The organism is Marinomonas ushuaiensis DSM 15871, from assembly GCF_000521805.1.
Lineage (GTDB): Bacteria > Pseudomonadota > Gammaproteobacteria > Pseudomonadales > Marinomonadaceae > Marinomonas > Marinomonas ushuaiensis.
In genome coordinates this window covers 30853-49447 of sequence record NZ_JAMB01000001.1, presented here as the reverse complement: position 1 = coordinate 49447, position 18595 = coordinate 30853, and the positions used below count along the sequence as shown (strand labels likewise).

The 18595-nt window shown below is 41.7% G+C and carries 15 protein-coding genes and 1 riboswitch; of the genes, 4 read left to right on the top strand and 11 right to left on the bottom strand.

The features are described 5' to 3' along the window. The first annotated feature begins 69 nt into the window (after positions 1 to 69). The 3 genes from rph to MUS1_RS00190 all read left to right on the top strand — a co-directional run bounded on the left by rph (position 70) and on the right by MUS1_RS00190 (position 3990). Positions 70 to 789 carry a ribonuclease PH gene (rph, locus tag MUS1_RS00200; RefSeq protein WP_036157436.1) on the top strand — a complete coding sequence of 240 codons (720 nt, stop codon included), beginning with the start codon at positions 70 to 72 and terminating at the stop codon, positions 787 to 789. Positions 790 to 966: 177 nt separating this feature from the next. Next, positions 967 to 3369: a putative bifunctional diguanylate cyclase/phosphodiesterase gene (locus tag MUS1_RS00195; RefSeq protein WP_051436009.1), complete on the top strand. Its 2403-nt coding sequence runs from the start codon at positions 967 to 969 to the stop codon at positions 3367 to 3369. 114 nt (positions 3370 to 3483) lie between these two features. After that, complete coding sequence (locus MUS1_RS00190) at positions 3484 to 3990, top strand: hypothetical protein (protein ID WP_036157433.1); 507 nt, start codon at positions 3484 to 3486, stop codon at positions 3988 to 3990. A 106-nt stretch (positions 3991 to 4096) separates the two neighbouring features. Here the strand turns inward: MUS1_RS00190 and ushA are convergent, their stop codons facing one another. Beyond that, positions 4097 to 5704: a bifunctional UDP-sugar hydrolase/5'-nucleotidase UshA gene (gene ushA / locus MUS1_RS00185; protein ID WP_036157431.1), complete on the bottom strand. Its 1608-nt coding sequence runs from the start codon at positions 5702 to 5704 to the stop codon at positions 4097 to 4099. Between the two features lie 413 nt (positions 5705 to 6117). Between ushA and MUS1_RS00180 the strand changes: the two genes are divergently transcribed. Further along, the gene (locus MUS1_RS00180) at positions 6118 to 7089 is read left to right on the top strand and encodes a carbohydrate kinase family protein (protein WP_036157428.1); all 972 of its coding nucleotides are present in this window, start codon (positions 6118 to 6120) and stop codon (positions 7087 to 7089) included. Positions 7090 to 7366: 277 nt separating this feature from the next. Here MUS1_RS00180 and MUS1_RS00175 read toward each other — a convergent pair whose 3' ends face one another. The 10 genes from MUS1_RS00175 to MUS1_RS00130 form a co-directional block, all read right to left on the bottom strand. After that, positions 7367 to 8080 (bottom strand): 3'-5' exonuclease, encoded by a 714-nt coding sequence (locus MUS1_RS00175; protein WP_036157426.1) that lies wholly within the window; start codon positions 8078 to 8080, stop codon positions 7367 to 7369. Then, positions 8081 to 9937, bottom strand: a complete 1857-nt coding sequence (locus MUS1_RS00170; RefSeq protein ID WP_036157422.1) for a DUF294 nucleotidyltransferase-like domain-containing protein — start codon at positions 9935 to 9937, stop codon at positions 8081 to 8083. It abuts the gene before it with no gap. Positions 9938 to 9989: 52 nt separating this feature from the next. Next, positions 9990 to 10556: a TMEM165/GDT1 family protein gene (locus tag MUS1_RS00165; protein WP_036157419.1), complete on the bottom strand. Its 567-nt coding sequence runs from the start codon at positions 10554 to 10556 to the stop codon at positions 9990 to 9992. 9 nt (positions 10557 to 10565) lie between these two features. Next, a riboswitch (yybP-ykoY riboswitch) is annotated at positions 10566 to 10783 on the bottom strand. A gap of 111 nt (positions 10784 to 10894) precedes the next feature. After that, complete coding sequence (locus tag MUS1_RS00160; protein WP_036157417.1) at positions 10895 to 12478, bottom strand: BCCT family transporter; 1584 nt, start codon at positions 12476 to 12478, stop codon at positions 10895 to 10897. A 388-nt stretch (positions 12479 to 12866) separates the two neighbouring features. Beyond that, complete coding sequence (gene hemW / locus MUS1_RS00155) at positions 12867 to 14036, bottom strand: radical SAM family heme chaperone HemW (RefSeq protein ID WP_036157414.1); 1170 nt, start codon at positions 14034 to 14036, stop codon at positions 12867 to 12869. After that, on the bottom strand, positions 14033 to 14653 hold the full coding sequence (gene rdgB, locus MUS1_RS00150) for an RdgB/HAM1 family non-canonical purine NTP pyrophosphatase (protein ID WP_036157411.1): 621 nt from the start codon (positions 14651 to 14653) through the stop codon (positions 14033 to 14035). The genes hemW and rdgB overlap by 4 nt, the downstream gene beginning before the upstream one ends. A gap of 81 nt (positions 14654 to 14734) precedes the next feature. Next, positions 14735 to 15325 carry a methionine biosynthesis protein MetW gene (gene metW / locus MUS1_RS00145; RefSeq protein ID WP_036157407.1) on the bottom strand — a complete coding sequence of 197 codons (591 nt, stop codon included), beginning with the start codon at positions 15323 to 15325 and terminating at the stop codon, positions 14735 to 14737. Then, a complete protein-coding gene (gene metX / locus MUS1_RS00140; RefSeq protein WP_036157404.1) occupies positions 15325 to 16482 on the bottom strand; it encodes a homoserine O-succinyltransferase MetX in 1158 nt (385 codons plus the stop codon). Before metX ends, metW begins: the two co-directional genes overlap by 1 nt. A 158-nt stretch (positions 16483 to 16640) precedes the next feature. Continuing rightward, positions 16641 to 17267: a 16S rRNA (guanine(966)-N(2))-methyltransferase RsmD gene (gene rsmD, locus MUS1_RS00135; protein ID WP_036157402.1), complete on the bottom strand. Its 627-nt coding sequence runs from the start codon at positions 17265 to 17267 to the stop codon at positions 16641 to 16643. After that, positions 17264 to 18592, bottom strand: coding sequence for a peptidase M16 family protein (locus MUS1_RS00130; protein WP_036157399.1), 1329 nt, complete (start codon positions 18590 to 18592; stop codon positions 17264 to 17266). Before MUS1_RS00130 ends, rsmD begins: the two co-directional genes overlap by 4 nt. Between the last annotated feature and the right edge of the window lie 3 nt (positions 18593 to 18595).

Below are 18595 nucleotides of genomic sequence, written 5' to 3'. Positions count from 1 at the left end.
GAGCGCGCAATTTTGTGTGGGATCGTTATAATTGCGCCTTTATCGTGTTAATTAATAGAGAGAGCCAATATGCGTCCTAGCGGAAGAGCAGTAGATCAGTTACGTCCCCTTAAAATCACTCGTCACTTTACTAAGCACGCGGAAGGTTCGGTATTGATTGAGTGTGGTGATACCAAGGTTATTTGTACTGCTACTGTCGTTTCTGGTGTGCCGCGTTTTTTGAGAGGCAAAGGGCAAGGTTGGATTACAGCCGAATACGGCATGCTACCTCGTTCTACTGAGAAACGAGTAGACCGTGAAGCGACTCGAGGCAAACAAAATGGCCGTACAGTTGAGATTCAACGTCTAATAGGTCGTTCTTTACGTGCTGCTGTTGATCTGAAAAAACTGGGCGAAAATACCATCACAATTGACTGTGATGTGATTCAAGCCGACGGTGGCACTCGTACTGCGTCTATTACCGGTGGTTTTGTTGCTTTGGCAGATGCGATGAACAAGCTTGTTGAAAGTAAGAGAGTCAAAACTAACCCAATCGTTTCTCAAATCGCTGCTATTTCTGTTGGTGTTTATAAAGGTGTTCCTGTGTTGGATTTGGATTATCCAGAAGATTCAAACGCAGAAACGGACATGAATATCATCATGAATGACAAAGGCGGTTTCATTGAGATTCAAGGTACCGCAGAAGGCGAAGCGTTCAGTGATGAGCACATGGTTGGTATGTTGGCTGTGGCTCGCAAAGGTATTGCAGAAATCATTGCCGCACAGACAGCTGCGTTAGCTGAAAAATAAGTCACCATTATTTCTCGTTCTACTAAAATCTCGCTTCGGCGAGATTTTTTTGTTTTATTACTCGGTTCTTACCATTTCGTTTGAGTGCGTAGTGAAGGAAATATCTATGAAAAGTATGTTAGATTTGAGTATGACGATCTCTTCCCTTTCCACTGATTGAATGGAACACATATTTCTATGTCAACACTTCGAAAAAGTCTTTTTTATAGCCAAATAAAAAAATCTTTGTGGTTTTTATGCTTTTTACTGTTGATTATTAGTGTGTGTTTTATTCGAGAGGATTGGAAAAATCAAAAAGTTGCTCTTCAGAAACAAATTTTATCTTCCTTACGTAGCGTAGAGTATTTTGCATCAGAAGCTGTGGCAGGTTCAAACCGATCACAAGCGGAAAATGTACAGCAGGGGCTGATGAATCATCTAGCCTATTACGAAACTAGACTCGAAGATGCTCAAGGTAGGGTATTGGCAAGTACCTACCGACCTTTAGCAGATGTATCTACCCGTTGGTTTTCCGATCTCTTTTTTAGAGGGCTTCCTAAACAGTTTTCCTTGAATCTTATGGTAAACGGTCATCATGTTGGTAAGTTAATTACTAATGTGGATACCGCAGAGTTGATAAAAGCTTTTGTGATACGAAATCTTCGTGGCGCCTTGCTTATCTTTGGGTCAGCGGTATTGCTGGGAGGGATGATTTTCTTTTTAGTCTATGTGCAGTTGTCTCGTCCGTTATTTCGTTTAACTAACCAACTTAGTGTACTTGATGAAGCTGAAGTTGACCCAGAGCAAGTTGAGTTCAAAGAAGCGGCGCGGGATGATGAACTTGGTATATTAGCTCGAACGATTACGGCGCTTTGGCACAAACGCAGTAAGGTCGAAGCAGAGCTGGCGAAAAGTGAAGCCTACTTTAAAGCTGTTTTACACCAATCTAGCGAATCTATGTTGTTAACAGACTTAAACGGAAAAATCTTAGATACGAATGATCAAACCAGTCGGTTATTGGGCTATGACACAGAAACATTGCTTACTTTAAATATTCAAGAAATTGATCCGGAGCAAACACCGAGTCTTCTTAAACAATGGTCTGTTGCATCTATGCAGGATGCAAAAACCTATGAAGCGGATTATATGAGAAAGGATGGTAGTTACTTTCCTGTAGAAGTATGCGGCAATATTATTACCTTAGATAAAGACGACTTTTTCCTCGCTTCTTTTAGAGACATTACTCAGCGGAGAAAAGATGAAGAGCAAGTTAAGTTTCTTGCTTATTACGACGCTTTGACCTGCTTACCGAATCGTCGATTTTTGAATCAAAACTTAGCAAAGGTGATCGCTGAGGCTCGTGAAAATAATCATATTGGTGGGTTGATTTTTCTCGATCTTGATCGTTTTAAAAGTATTAATGATTCTATGGGACACCATGTTGGTGATGCACTTTTAGAAGAGGTTGCACAACGTATTGTTTCTTCTTTGTCTGAACCAGAAATTGCAGTTCGGATTGGTGGTGATGAATTTGTTTTATTACTTCCTGTGCTTGGTAGAAGTCTTGAAGAAGCACAATATAAGGTGTCGCAACTGGCGGAATCCTTGTTGTTTAAGCTTTCTCAAATGTTCCGCTTGGATGAAACCGATGTATTTATTTCAGCCAGTATTGGTATCAGCTTGTTTCCGTTGGAAAACGAGAATGACATCCAAATACTTCGTCAGGCAGATACGGCTATGTATGATGCTAAGGTGAAAGGGCGCAACCAATATTGTTTTTATCGTCAGGAAATGCAGCAAGAAGTGACGGAAAAACTCGCTTTAGAAAAAGCCTTACATGGAGCAATAAATAAAAACGAATTTTCTTTGGTTTATCAGCCCCAAGTCAATATCGACGGTCAACTAGTTGGATTCGAGACATTACTACGTTGGTTTAATGATGAGCTTGGACAAGTGTCGCCAAGTCGTTTTATTCCTGTTGCTGAAGAAGCTGGTTTGATTGAAGAAATCGGTTTTTGGGTGTTAGACAATGCTTGCCGACAACTAAAGGTCTGGCAGGAAAAAGGTTTGCCTGATTTGTTTGAAAGTATTGCGATCAACATTAGCCCTTATCAGTTTGCTAAAGGCGACTTTGTTGACACTATTAAAAGAGTAATAGAAAAGCATCAGATTAATCCTAGCTTGTTGGACCTCGAAATTACTGAGGGCATGCTGGTGGAAGAAATGTCTTCAGTGACTGATAAAATGTTACAGCTCAAGGAGTTAAATATACGATTCTCAATTGATGATTTTGGAACGGGTTATTCATCATTGCGTTATATACAGCACTTCCCACTCACTCAGTTAAAAATTGACCAATCGTTTGTCAGAGATCTATCTGGTGATAACAGCAACAGTTCGATTATCAATACAATCGTCTCTATGGCTTCTCATATGAATTTATCTGTCTTGGCTGAAGGTGTGGAAAGTCTTGAAGAGAAATTAATTTTAGAAAAAATAGGTTGTGCTCGATATCAGGGTTATTACTTATCCGTACCTCTTGAAGAAGAAGTCGCTAGCCAATATTTACATCAAGATGTTCGGTTTCCTTTGAGCTCCTAATTATAATCTGTCATAGGCTGGCGATAAATGTCAGTTATTGTGCGCGTTTTTGAGCCTCACAAGGTGATGGTTCTTTGCGATGATCTGTTCACAATAAAAATAAGGAGATATAAGGTGAACAAGTTTATCGGTATTGGTGTCGTTGCCATGATGCTCAGTTCAGGTGTGCAAGCATCTAATCTAGACGGAAAATGGATTCTACAAGATGCAGACAATACGCAAACCAAATTAGACGAAGCAGTTGAAAACGTTGCCCAAGAAATGAACTTCTTTATTCGTGCTTTGGCTCGTCCTGTTTTGAAGAAGCAAACTCAGGTTTGCCAGCAGTGGTTATTGAGCCAAACCGAAAATCAATTCCAGTGGCAATGTGACAGTGAAGAAACCGATACTATTCCGCTTTCTGCAAATGGTCAGGTCATTAAGAAAGACGAAGAAGGCGTTGAAATTTCTGGTACATATCAAGAAACAGAGAATTCAGTTGTCGTTGTTCTTGAATCCGAACGGGGAACACGAACCAATACATGGCAAAGTGTGAGAGAAAATGAACTGATTTATATCGTTAAGCTGGAATCAGAGAAGTTGCCAACACCGTTAACTTGGTCTTTAACCTATAAGAAATAATCCTTCCAACATAAGGCGATTTTTGAATGCTTTATTGGACGCAAAAAAATCCCCAGTAGACGATGGCTGCTGGGGATTTTTTGTAACCGATATTACTTAATTTTAATTAACGTTTAACTGCGCCAGATGGCGCGAATTCAGCCGCATCAATAGGAGAGTTGTTTTGGATGTATTCAACCAAAAGGTCTGCATCAACATAACCAGAGTTTACATAGTTAGGATGATCTGTGATTTTAGGATAGCCATCACCGCCTGTTGCCACGTAGCTGTTGATTGCTACGCGGTACGTTTTGCTAGCATCTAATGGGCTGCCATTCACAAGGATATTTGTCGCTTTGCCGTCTTTCAAAGTAAGTGCTACGCCATCGAATTGACCGAATGCGCCAGTACCGGCTTGTTTTGATGCAATAGCAGAAAGGTAATCTGTTAGCTCAGTTGCATTAAAATCAACATAAGACACCATGTTTCCGAAAGGTTGTACTTGCAGTACGCTCTTATACGTCACAATGCCTTTTGCTAAATTGTCTCGAACACCACCAGAATTCATGATGCCGATGTCAGCGTTTACTTTTTCTTTCATCGCCTTAGCAATTAGATTGCCCAGATTCGTTTCTTGATTACGGATAACACTGCGATCACCAATAAAATCACCTGTAGAGAAACCAATTTCTACATTAAGCTCTTTCTGACCATTTGCTTGGAAAGGCGTTAGCATATCAAGCATATCCGGGTCTTGTGCGATTTCGTCTTGAATGAAAACGCGAACCGATTTGCCATCAGCGTCTTTTACTTTTTTCTTAAGGTTAACTGGGATTAGTTCATATTCAGACCATTCGATAGCGCCATTTTTATAAATGAAATCCAAACGACCTACGTACTTTCCCCATTCGTGTGCTTGTAGAATCAATGTGCCGTTTTGCTCATCAGGTTCGAATAATGGGTTCTGAGAGTGACCACCCACAACAACATCAATACCAGGAACAGCACGAGCTAAGGCTACATCGCCAGGTGCGTTGCCACCATGGTTACCATTTGCATAATGGCCCATGTGAGTAACAGCGATCACGATATCTGCTTTTTTACGTAGTTCAGGAACCAATTTTGAAGCAACTTCAATAGGTGATTCTATTTTGATTCCCTCTAAATATTCTGGGTTACCTAGCTTAACTGTGTCGTCAGTAGTGAAACCAACAACCGCGATTTTAAGGTCATTTACTTGGAATATTTTGTACGCTTCAAACAGTGGCTTACCTGTTTTTTCATCAAGAATATTGGCTGATAAGAAAGGAAAACCAGCCCATTCCTGTTGCTTTTTTAGGACAGAAAGAGGGTTATCAAATTCGTGGTTACCTAATGCCATGGCATCATATTTCAGCATGTTCATGCCGCGGAAATCTGGCTCAGCATCTTGAAGGTCAGATTCTGGAACGCCGGTATTGATATCACCGCCAGAAAGTAGCAATGAATTACCGTCATTTAATGCCACTTCTTCACGGATGTTATCGATCAAAGTTTTACGAGCGGCCATGCCATATTCACCGTTGCTGTTTTGCCAAAAACGACCGTGGTGGTCATTAGTGTGCAAAATAGTCACACGATATTCTTTGCCTTCTTGCCAATCTGGTTGTTGAGGTCCCATCATAGAGCAGGCCGTTACAGACAGAGCGACGCCTGTAATCGCGAGATTAGTAATAAAACGTTTTGTTACTTTCATTGTTTAATTCCTTATCGTATCTAAAGTCGATAACTTTTTGTTTTGCCAGCTTCATAGCGGTATATGAACAGTCATGTAAACGGCAGTTATATGAAATGTATCTTATATTTGTGACAAGTTCGAGAGACCGTGCAGTAATTTTGACCATTTGTGCAGCAACACGTGTTTTTATAAGCAAAAAAAATGCCTATTTACAAACTGAATGTCGTGAACAGGCATCTTTGAGTCCATCAAGCCAGTGAGAGAGGGTGAACTAATTGCATCTATTGGTTGAATGGCCTTCTTGAGCGTTAAAGAAACAAAACTTTAAATAAATTAAATTGATTTAATGTTGCTTGCCCTGCATAATTTTTCATCTAACCTTATTTATATCTGCACAGCGTATGGCTATGTATCAAAAAGAGAGCAAAACAATGACAACAAAAGTGATGGCATTTGGCGAAGCCTTAATCGATTTCCTATCTAATGGCGCTACTCAGACCGGAGAACTTGAATCTTTTACGAAGTTTCCTGGTGGCGCGCCAGCCAACGTTGCCGTTGCTGTGGCGCGTTTAGGTGGAAATAGTCATTTTGTTGGACAAGTTGGCGATGATGCTTTTGGTCACTTTCTGAAAGACTCATTAAACAGCTACGGTGTGAATACTGAAAACATGTTAATGACGACTGAAGCAAAAACGGCTTTGGCGTTTGTTAGCTTGGATCAAACCGGTGAGCGTAGTTTTGAGTTTTATCGTAGTCCTTCGGCAGATATTTTATTCCGTGAAGGCGACTTTAACACTGCTTGGTTTTCTCAAGGCCAAGGTGTTTTTCACACTTGCTCTAACACATTAACAGATGCCGATATCACGAAAGCGACATTGGCGGGTGTAAGCATGGCGCGCGCCGCTCATTGGATTGTGAGTATTGATGTAAACCTGCGTGCTAACCTTTGGTCTAATGGACAAGTAGATAAACAACGTGTGATTGATTGGATGCAAAGTGGCGATGTCGTAAAAGCGAGTTTAGAAGAGCTTGCTGTATTGGCTGATGACCCATTTGTACTGATAGAAAAAACATTGGCGGCAGGTGTGACATTATTTGTTTTAACCGATGGTGGCAATGCCATTCGCTTTTATACGGCGGCCCATGGCGAAAGTGAAGTGGTAACACCGAAAGTAGAAGTAAAAGACACAACGGCTGCAGGTGATGCGTTTGTTGGCGGTTTGCTTTATAAATTGGCTGAACAAGGCGGTGATCAAGCTTCTTTGGCAGCATTATCAAAACAAGCTTTGATTGATATTGTTCGTTTTGCCGCAGCCTGTGGTGCTGATTCAGTGACAAAACTAGGTGCGTATCCGTCTTTGCCATCATTGGCTGAAGCCGAAGCTCAATTAGAGCGCTTTTGATAAAATATTAGAAAGCGGTTTCAGGTCAAAAGTCCACGCTAATCTCTCTATTAGAATAGAGTAGGACTCATTATCCAGATTCAAAAAAGCGTGGCTTGGCCGCGCTTTTTTTATGTCTGAAAAACGGGGTTAAAAAACGGAAAAAAACGTACAGAAATGATATTTTTAGGTCTATGTGAAGCCCAGGATAGGATTTTAGAAACCGAGCTTATGGTTTGAGAAAGTTGCCCTTCGGTTGAAAATCAGGAACCTGAAAACTAGAAACAGTCATGCCGCTTTATACCCAATAGTCTGAAATGTCGGCGGCAGGGTCCAAGTGATAAGCAATTTGAGCTTGTAGTAACTCTGCCGATGACAAAGCATCCGTCAACGCATGGTGTGCTTTGTAACGAGGTAAACGATAACGCTGTCGACAAGCATCTAAACGTAGCGAAGGCTGCTTGCCAAAGCGTTGCCACCAAGGTTTATGAATGGCTTGGTACTCAATTCCCATCGTATCAAGTACTGGGAAATACAGTGGATAACCGTATATTTTCATGGCCGCTTCAAGCAAAAACTGACGTTCAATAGAAACACAATGAACAACCACTACCTGCTTAGTCAAGGCGATTAAAATTTCATCGAGTATCGCTTCTAGAGGTGGCGCTTGTTCTAGTTCTGCATCCGTAATTTCATGAATGGTAACGGATTCTGCATGCAACAAATTCTCTGGCTTCGCCATCCAATATTGCGCACCCTTACAGCGAATGGTTTTGCTGCTTAAGGGAATTAACCCTAGACTGATGATTTCGTCTTTACTTGAATCCAGCCCCGTTGTTTCCAAATCCAATGCCAACAAAGGCGTATCTTCTAGCTTGGTGTTTGGGCTGATCATGCCAGCTTGATAATAACGCTTCAAAGGGCCTTCTGGCGCTTCTTCTGCCCATTCTGCAAACATGCTTTGCCAGTCTTGAACTTTTGTTGCTGGTGGTTTCTTTTTGAAAAATGACATCTAGCTGCGTTTTCCTGCGTAGCGGAATTTAATAAATTCTTGCTGACGGGTGACAATGTTAAATGCGTCCCTTAAATGGCGCTTTTCAAAAGAAGATAAATTTTCTGGATTAACGTGATTGTTTGGTTGTTCGCCTGCTTCGATCTGATCTTTCTGGTTTTTAATTCGGACCATGCCGATCATTTCTAATGCTAATGCTAAGTCTTTTGCGCGACCGTCAGGAAGCAACCCTGCGGCTTCGATGTCTTCAATGCGCTCTAATGTATTCAGTTTATCACTTCCACAAGCAAGGGCGTGTACACGAACGATATCAATAATGGGGGCGATACCTCTTTCTTTTAGGTTAAAGGTTCGCGACTGTTTACCTTCCCCATCTAGAACAAATTGTCTGAAAAAACCTAAAGGTGGTTTTCTTTGGTTGGCGTTACGAGCCATAAAGGTCAGAAAGCCAGAATGCTCTTTGGCTTCTTTACGAATATGTTGATTAAGGCGTTTTGCTAATGTTTTATCGCCATAAATGCCACGTAAATCAAAGAAAATAGACAAACGTAATAGTGCTTCGGCTTTTGGTTTTTGTATCCAGTCGCTGAAGTTTTCTTTCCAAACAGACAACGGCTGACGCCAGCGAGTATTCGACGCCATTATATCGCCAGTACAAAGTGTGTAGCCGCATTGGTCTAGATTCTGACAAACCCACTGGCTTAAAGCCTCGAAGTATTCGCCATGAATCTCTTCGTTATATTTATCACTTAAAATCAGTGCGTTGTCTTGATCCGTACTAATGGTTTGTTCTTCTCTTGCCTGTGAACCCAGCGCAATAAAACAATAGGGAACAGGAGCCGGACCGAATTTTTCCTCCGCAAGCTGTAAGAGGCGCTTCACAAAAGCTGTTCCGATGTGAGACATGGCATTACCAATCATTTGTGTATTGGCGTCTGCTACGACAAGCTGAGTAAAGGTATGGGTCATTTTTTGACTAATGGCTCGTAAGCTTTCAATGCTATTTTGTTTAAAAATATCACTGATTAGATAAATGCTACCATGGCTTTCTTTTTGAACGATGTCACCTGTACTGACAACGCCAATAGGACGACCATTTTTCATAATGGGAATATGATGAACGTTTCGTTCCATCATTTTCAAGACGGCTTCAGAAGCGTAGTCGTGGCTGTCCATGACAATCGGGTCGCGAGTCATAATTGCAGAAACGGGTGTGTCGTAATCTAGCCCTTGAGCAACGGCTCTAGTACGCAAGTCTCGATCTGTGAGAATACCGATTAGTTCATCGTTGTCTGTGATCAGTAAGCTGGAGACACGGTGCTCTGACATGCTTTGTGCTGCCATGCGAATATCCGAATCCATTTGGATGCTAATCGGTCGACGTCTGAGCAAGCTCACAACAGGGCAAGTCATTAACGAAATGTCTGAATTTTGCGAGTCCATGGCAACGCGCAAACGAACGTCGCGTTCTAGCTCAAAAAAATCAGAAAAGTTGTCGTTTTCTTCATAGAGTTTGAGAAACCAACGAGCAGGAATGCGATAGAGCAAACTGTCTTCCATGGTGCGCATGGATTGTGATGATTTACCGCCACGTAATAAAGACGCATAACCAAACAACTCGCCTTCATTCATTCGTCGAATTAACTTACCTTCTTTACTAAGCACTTCAATGGCGCCACTGCGAATAAAAAACAGAGTTTGATTTAATGATCCAGGGGCAATGATATCTTCATGTTCGCGTAGATACTGAATTTCGATATCCCTAACCATATCGTGAAGTTGTGGATCGTCAGCTATCTCATTGAATGGCGCATGTTGGCACAGTATTTCATGTATTTCTGTTAATTCGACGTCCATTATGTTGTTCCCATGTATTAGAAATAATGTATTAGAACGAATGTATTAGGATCTATTTAAGCAACGGTGACGCTAACGTTACTATGCCTATAATCAGAAAGAGAAAACAAGCCAGTAACCTTGTTTTATCAGCATTTACTTTGTCTATTAACCAGCGTCCAGCCAATACCACAGGAACGTTTGCCAACATCATACCGAATGTAGAGCCTAATAGTACCATCCAGACGCCACCATAATGAGCGCCAAGAAGTACGGTGGCAATTTGAGTTTTATCGCCTATCTCGGCGATGAAAAACAAGACAAAGGTTGCCGTAAAAGCACCATATTTCAATATATTACTTTCTTCGCTGTCATCCTTATCTGGAACCAATAACCATAAGCCAACGGCAATGAAACTCAGTCCTATTATCCAGCTTATAGCGTTTTCAGGAATCCAATGTGCGACTTCGACACCGAGCCAAGCAGACAGCGCATGATTGAATAATGTCGCAATAAGAATGCCGGAAATAATAGAGAGCTTAGACGTAAAACGGGTTGCGAGAAAGAGAGCCAAGAGTTGAGTTTTGTCGCCCATTTCAGCGAGAGCAACGGTGGAAATAGAGGTAAGTAGAGCTTCCATTTTTTCGTGAATCCTAGGTGGGCAATACAACAAAAGACAATATACCTGAGCCCACCTGAGCCAAGTCATTGTCTTAAGTCTCACCAATTCTGTTGATTGTCATCGAACTAGAACTTCTTTGCCACGAGCTTGAGGCCCAATTATGTTGACAAAGAATCTTTGCAGTACAAAACGTTGTAGTAACAGATTTGCATGTACAAAGAAGATTACTCCCCTAAGAGGGCGCGAATCATAAAAGATTAGTGTAGAAAAAACAATGCGAACGACAGTTAAACTGCCATTCGCATTTCATTTTCTATAAGCGCTCTATGCAAGCGCTTTATCTTATAAGTAAAAAGTTACTTATAAAGATGCAAGTCGCTGCGTAACCCTTTCCATAGGCTGATACACATGATCAACATTAGGAAAGTGAAAGGTAAGCCAATTGTGATCGCTGCTGCTTGGATCGCTCCAAGCGCTTCAGAACCACCACCGATCAACAACGCAATCGCAATGATACCCTCGAGTACAGCCCAGAAAACACGTTGAATCATTGGTGCATCGGTTTTACCACCCGCTGTGATGCCGTCGATAACCAAAGAGCCAGAGTCAGAAGAGGTTACGAAGAACACTAAGACTAGGACAATGGCAACAAAAGATGTGATAGAAGTCAGTGGCATGCTGGCAAACATTTGGAACATAGCCAGTGAAGAATCGGTAATGCCATTAGCAAGAGCACCAACACCACTTTCAACTTGATCAAGTGCAGAGCCGCCGAAAATAGACATCCAAACCAGTGATACAGCCGTTGGAACTAACAGAACAGCAACAACGAATTCACGTACAGTACGACCGCGAGAAACACGCGCGATAAACATGCCGACGAATGGTGACCAGGAAATCCACCAAGCCCAGTAGAACACAGTCCAACCATGGTAGAAGGTTTCGTCTTCACGACCAATCCAGTTACTTAGTGGAATGACATTTTCAATGTAGCTTAGGAAGAAGGTTCCTATTGCCGCGAAGATCGCGCCAGTGTTACCAACGATAACAATAAACAAAGCCAACACAGCAGCGATGATCATGTTTACGTTAGAAAGCAATTTCACACCGCCTTCTAGGCCACGAGCAACCGATATGATCGCAACAGCAGTCACAGCACAAATAACAATGATTTGTGTGGTAAGTGTGTTTGGAATACCGAACAAGAAATTAAGACCACTTGTTGCTTGTTGTGCACCAAACCCAAGAGACGTTGCTAAACCAAAGATAGTCGCAATAACGGAGATAACATCAATTATGTGACCTGTAGTGCCCCATACTTTTTCACCAAGCAAAGGATAAAACGCAGAACGAATTGTTAGCGGTAAGCCTTTATTGTAAGCGAAGAAAGCCAGAGAAAGACCAACAACAGCATAAATTGCCCAAGGGTGAAGACCCCAATGGAACATGGTGCCGCCCATGGCTAATTCTTTCGCTTCAGGCGTGTTTGCAACAACATCAAACGGTGTACCGTACCAGCCTGTGTAATAAGCAACAGGTTCTGCAACACTCCAGAACATCAAGCCAATACCCATACCAGCAGCAAATAACATTGAGAACCAAGTGATGGTTGAATGTTCGGCTTTGGCTTCTGTACCGCCAAGGCGAATTTTACCAAAAGGAAGCACAATCAGAGCCAAACAGAAGAGCACAAAAATGTTACCTGAAACCATGAAAAACCAGTCAAAGTTATTGATCGACCAGTTTTTTGCTCCGGATAATAATGCACTTGCATCCGTTGGGAATAAGATACTTCCAAGAATAAAAGCAAAGATGATAATTGCACTGGTACTAAAGACTGGGTTTAATACGTCTAGACCAAGAAACTGTACGTTGTCTTGTCCTACTTTATACGACGTGTTGTATTCAGCCCGACCGTCGTCAGGAACTTTATTACTCATAAACATTTTCCTTTAATTAGTAAAATCATTTCCTAATCTATTTTTCAGTCTGTTTAAACGAAAACCTACATGAGTCTTGGTTATGTGATTTCGTTGCTTAACCCTAAAAGAATTCTCATTATTAGGTTGCTCTTAATACGATTTATGTTGTTCTGTTACGGTTATTTTCTAACTTTAGAGAACTGTACTGCTTACTTTTTTATCGTATTGCTAGGGTAACTTAATTAATCGTTTTTTTAAGATTAAGTAAGATTGGAAAAATATCTAGATTGATCTTTTTCAATAAAACGAAAAAAAGGCCATCTACGAAGGCCTTTTTTTATTCTTTACAGGATAAAGGGTACATCAATTTAGTTAGATGTCAAATTATAGTAAATAAAATGATGTACTAGGGGAGGAATAATTCAAGCAGCTCATTAAGAAATAGTTTGCCTTTTTCAGTGGTTCTCACACGATTTTTCTTCCATTCATTAGCGTCTAATAAACCTTGTTTTATCGCCGTTTCACAAGCTGTTATTAAGTTCTTTGGTACTGATTGATAGGTAAAGCGTTCGTAATCCTTTAAATCAAACGTTTCGAACAATCGTAGGCGATTCATCATGAATTCCAATGGCAGATCTTCTTGCTCAATAGCCTCTTTGATAGCGAGGGCTTCGGGCAGATTTTTTAGATAGTGATTTGGGTGTCTTGTCTTTCGTGTACGAAATATTTGACCATTAACTAATGTGATCTTTCCGTGCGCACCAGCGCCAATGCCAATGTAGTCGCCAAAACGCCAGTAGTTCAAATTGTGTGCGGCGCGACGATTGGTTTTTGAATTGGCGGATACTTCGTATTGGGCGTAGCCGTGCTGAGTGAGCAGTGCTTGTCCTGCATCTTGGATTTCCCATAAGGTATTGTCTTCAGGCAAGGTTGGCGGCCGACGATAGAACTCCGTGTTTGGTTCTATGGTGAGTTGATACCAAGAAAGATGCTCAGGGTTTAAGTCGACCGCGATAGACAAATCTTCCATGGCCATCGCTTGGCTTTGATCCGGTAATCCATGCATTAAATCAATGTTGATATTATCGAAACCAGCGGCCCTAGACTTATCCACAGCGTGGATGGCTTCTTCTCGGTTGTGGATTCTTCCTAGGGTTTTCAACAGGTTTGGCTGGAAACTTTGAATTCCAATAGACAATCGATTGATGCCGGCTTTGCGAAAATGACTGAATTTTTCCTGTTCAAAGGTGCCCGGATTCGCTTCCATGGTGATTTCAGCATCGACTACCCAAGTTAGCTTGTCTCGCAGTGCGTCCATGAGTTTGTAGTAAAAATCTTCGCTCATTAAGCTCGGCGTGCCGCCGCCAATGAAAGCAGTTTGAATTGGGCGACCAGCGACATAAGGTAAATCAGCATCTAGGTCCGCAAGCAATTGCGATAAATAAGCGTCTTCTGGTAGCTGACCATTTGTTTCGAAACGATCCGCTTGATGTGAATTGAAATCACAGTAAGGGCATTTTCGTACACACCAAGGTAAATGAATGTATAAGCTCAGTGGCGGTAATGAGTGGCTCACAGGGTATCACTCTGCTTGAAAGTGTCTCTTCGAAATGTTGCCAATAGCTGTTGTAATGCTTTACCACGGTGACTGATTTGGTTTTTTACTTCTTTTGGTAGGCTTGCTGCGCTGCAACCGCATTCTGGAACATAGAATATCGGATCGTAACCAAAGCCTTCTTTACCTTCATCTGAGGTTAGAATTCGACCTTCCCACACACCATGAAATACCTGTGGAGTAGGATCGTCTTTATGACGCATATAAGCCAGAACACAATGAAAGCGGGCGGTACGTTCTAACACAGGAACGCCATCCAGTTTTTCTAACAGAAGCGCATTATTGGCTTCATTATTACCATGTTCGCCAGCAAAACGAGCAGAATAGATCCCTGGTGCACCGTCTAAATAATCGACTTCAATCCCTGAGTCATCAGCAAGCGCAGGTAAGCCTGTTTGAGCACAAGCATTACGGGCTTTTAAAATGGCATTTTCAATGAAGCTCAATCCGTTTTCTTCCGCTTCTTCTACATTGAATTCGCTCTGCGGTTTTACATCAATGCCGACACCACTCAATAGTGCGTTGAACTCTTTGATTTTACCGGTATTGTTACTGGCTAATACGATGGTTTTATTCACCGGAAGCTCCTGTGAGTTTTAAAATATGGGTCTAAGAAGTAGGCAACTAAATAGCGGCCTACTTTTCTTAAATTTCGTGGTTTAGCGACTGATATGAAAAATTGCTGTTTCACTGAATAAATTCGGCATAGAACGAATCCACCAATGGTCTTTTAAATGACCATCTACCGCTGCCCAACGAACAATTTTGATGTTCTTTTCATGGCACAAGCGTTCAAAATCTTGGAAGGTAAAAAAGTGGATGTTTGGTGTGTCATACCAGTTGTAAGGTAAGAATTCCGAAACAGGCATACGGCCTTTTACCGCAAGGTGAATACGGTTACGCCAGTGGCCGAAATTTGGAAAAGTGATGATACATTCTTTGCCAATACGAAGCATTTCATCGATCAATAGATCAGGACGACGAAACTGCTGCAAAGCGTGTGTCATCATGACTAAATCAAAACTTTGGTCATCGAAATTTTGTAAACCTTCGTCAATATTTTGTTCAATGACTGGAATGCCTTTTTCGATACAGGTGTTTAAATCCTTGTTGCGAATTTCCAGACCATAACCACTTACTTGTTTGTTTTTGATCAAATGGTGAAGGAGTTCGCCGGGACCACAAGCTAAATCTAACACACGACTGTTTGGTTGAATCCATTCGTCGATGATTTCTAAATCACTGCGCATTATTTGGCCTCCGGCGTTAAGTCATTCGCAATACGAGTTAAAAAAGTATTTAACACGGCCATGTAACGAGGAATTGGAAAGAGGAACGCATCGTGGCCTTCTGTGGCTTCGATTTTTGCATAAGAAACCGGCTTGCCTGCTTTTACCAAAGCGTTGACTATTTCTTCGCTGCGTTCTGGAGAAAAGCGCCAATCCGTTGTGAAAGACACAAGTAAGAATTCGCATTGTGTTTTGCTTAATGTCGCGGCTAAATCTCCATCGGTTTGCGATGCGGGATCAAAGTAGTCGAGTGCTTTTGTCATCAACATATAGGTATTAGCATCAAAGCGTTTGGTAAAGGCTTCACCTTGGTAACGCAAGTAACTTTCTACTTCAAATTCAATACCATAATTGTATTGGTATGTGTCATGACGCATCTGACGGCCAAATTTGGCGCCCATAGCATCGTCTGATAAATAGGTAATGTGCCCCAACATGCGCGCCAAACCTAAGCCGTTAGTCGGCACGGAATTGTTATCCAAATAGTTACCGTCAAAAAAGTCTGGATCACGTCGAATAGATTGTCTTGCCACTTCATTGAAGGCTATGTTTTGAGTTGATAATTTCGGCGCAGAAGCCACTATCACTGCGGACTTCAAACGATCAGGATAGCGAATGCTCCATTCCAGAACTTGCATGCCACCAAGGCTACCACCCACGATGGCGGCAAACGTTTGAATGCCTAATGAATCCGCTAAACGCGCTTGGCTTTCGACCCAGTCTTCTACGGTAACAAGGGGAAAGTCGGCTTCCCAGCGCTTGCCTGTTTCAGGGTTAATTGTGGTTGGGCCAGTTGAACCACAGCAACCACCGAGATTGTTCAATGCGATGACAAAAAAGTGATTGGTGTCGATGGCTTTGCCGGGTCCAATAGCGGAATCCCACCATCCAGGCTTTTTATCTTCCGTGGAATGGTAGCCAGCAGCATGATGATCGCCACTGAGCGCATGACAAATAAGAATTGCGTTAGAAGCGTCGTCGTTTAGTGTGCCATAGGTTTCAAAAACCAGCTGATACGATGATAAAGTGTGCCCGCAAGAAAGCACCAAAGGTGTTTCGAATTGCGCAATCTGTGGGGTAACAATACCTACAGAATCGGCTGGAATGACGTCCGGCATAGCGTTTTAGTACCCTAATGAGAGTGCTTACTTTTCATGTAGAAAAAACAATAAAAATGAAAAGAGAAGCGGAATGTTGATTGATAAATAATGACACACAGTCTAGCGGTTGCTCTGTGCGTCATCAAGCCATTCAAGTACTCGTTAAGTGTCTTCGTTTAGACTGTTTCGATTTCAAAAAGACGGTAAACAAGTTGTCCTGCGTTTTTTTCTTTCAGCAAAGACCAGTGAGCGGGCAAAGGAGGCAGATCTGCTTCCTTTTCCATTTCGATATACACCAAGGCATGATCAGCTAACCAGCCTTTTTCAAGCAATGGAATAATTTGACCCAGCCAGCCTTTACGAAACGGTGGATCAAGAAAAATGATATCAAGTGGTGTTGGTGTGACAGAGTCCAAATACACGGCGGCATTTTGTGCGGTCACGTCTGCATTCGTGGCGTTTAATGTGGCGAGGTTGTCTGTCATTTGTTGAATGACAACTCTTGAGTTATCGACAAAAGTAACGTGTTTTGCCCCTCTAGACAGAGCTTCTAAGCCCAGTGCGCCAGAACCACAGAAGAAATCACCGCAATTTGAACCGGGAATCCAATGGTTGATCCAGTTAAATAAGGTTTCACGTACTTTGTCTGGCGTTGGTCGTAACCCTTGAACATCAGGAATAGGAAGCTGGCGTGAACGCCATTCCCCAGAGATGATTCTGAGTTTTGACGATTTTGCCTGACTATTTTTAGTTGCATGATTTAACGAGTTCTTCGGGGTATTTCTTGGATTATTCTTTCTCATTGGTAAACCTGAATTTCTTGGTAAGACGATGGCTTCAGTAGTTGTTTCAAGGCAGTTTGATACTCTTCAATGGTAAAATTATCAACGGCTTGTTTATAGTCGTTAACAAATTCTTCAATGGTCAATTGGCTGTTCTCATGAGTCACTTGTGTGGCGATATAACTCCACCAGGTTGGTGATTGTACTTGTTGTTCAAGCTGTGTTTTGAAGGAGTTAAACAGCAGTTCAAAAGCTACTTCATCATTCGCTGAAGGGACTTTTTCAATGGATGTAAAACTAATTGCGTCCATTATATTGTTTGAGGTATTGCTTTTAGCTTTCTCAGTAAAATGGTTGGCGTATTGAATATTCCACTCCGTCCATGGTTGATGCTGGGAAAGCGTTAGAGCGAGCTGTACAAAATCAATATGTTCTTGTTGATTAAGCGTTGAGACAAGATCCGCGCCCCAAATTTGTAAGCTAAGCCATTCTTGTATTGATGATATTGGCGCTAGTGCCATGGCGCTTTTGGTTTGCCATAAATATTGGCCTTCGGTTGCTAGAGCAATGGAGCTGGCTTTTGTGTTTTGATCAGGCTCTGTAATCGATTGTGATAGTTGAAAATTTTGGCTGATGGTATTTAGTGCCACTTCGAGAGTTTGTTTAGCCTCAGTTGATAAATCACCTACAACGAAAATAGTACCGGCGGAATGTTGAAGGTCTTGATAAAAATCTGAGACCTGAATCAATGAGAGGTCTGCTACTGTTTGGCTGTTTTGTTTGCTTGTTGTATTAGAAAAGACAGTATTAGAATATACAGTCAGTTCTCGATTAGATTGTGCTGATGTATTAATCTGCTTTTGGTGTTGCCATGTATCAAATGTACGTTGTTTAAATGCTGGTTGCGAGAGCCAATTAGTGATTAAAGACAAAGTGGGTTGTAAATACTGAGGTTCGTTACTAAGTGTTAAGCCAATGACTTGGTTTTCGTGATCATAATAACTGCTTGCTCTTGCTGCCAAGGGTTCTAATCTTTGATTAATCGTCGCGGTGCTCAGAGACAGAGAATCACTCATTAATATGGCAAAAGTGGTTTGAACCAATGTGGTGTTATTTGTGTTTGAATGAAATGAAAAGCGAACCTCTAACTTATTGCTGTTTTTCCATTCTGATTGTTTTAGCCAAATAACAGGGATACCTGATGTGGTTGTCCATGTTTCGATGTTTGGTGAGGGCAGTTTGCTGTTCGACGACGCTAAATTTAAGACCCAAATTGCCAAGATACAAAAAAACATGACAAGAGTTAAAACAGGTCGACTGAATAGCGGTTTGTTATTATCAGGCATAAT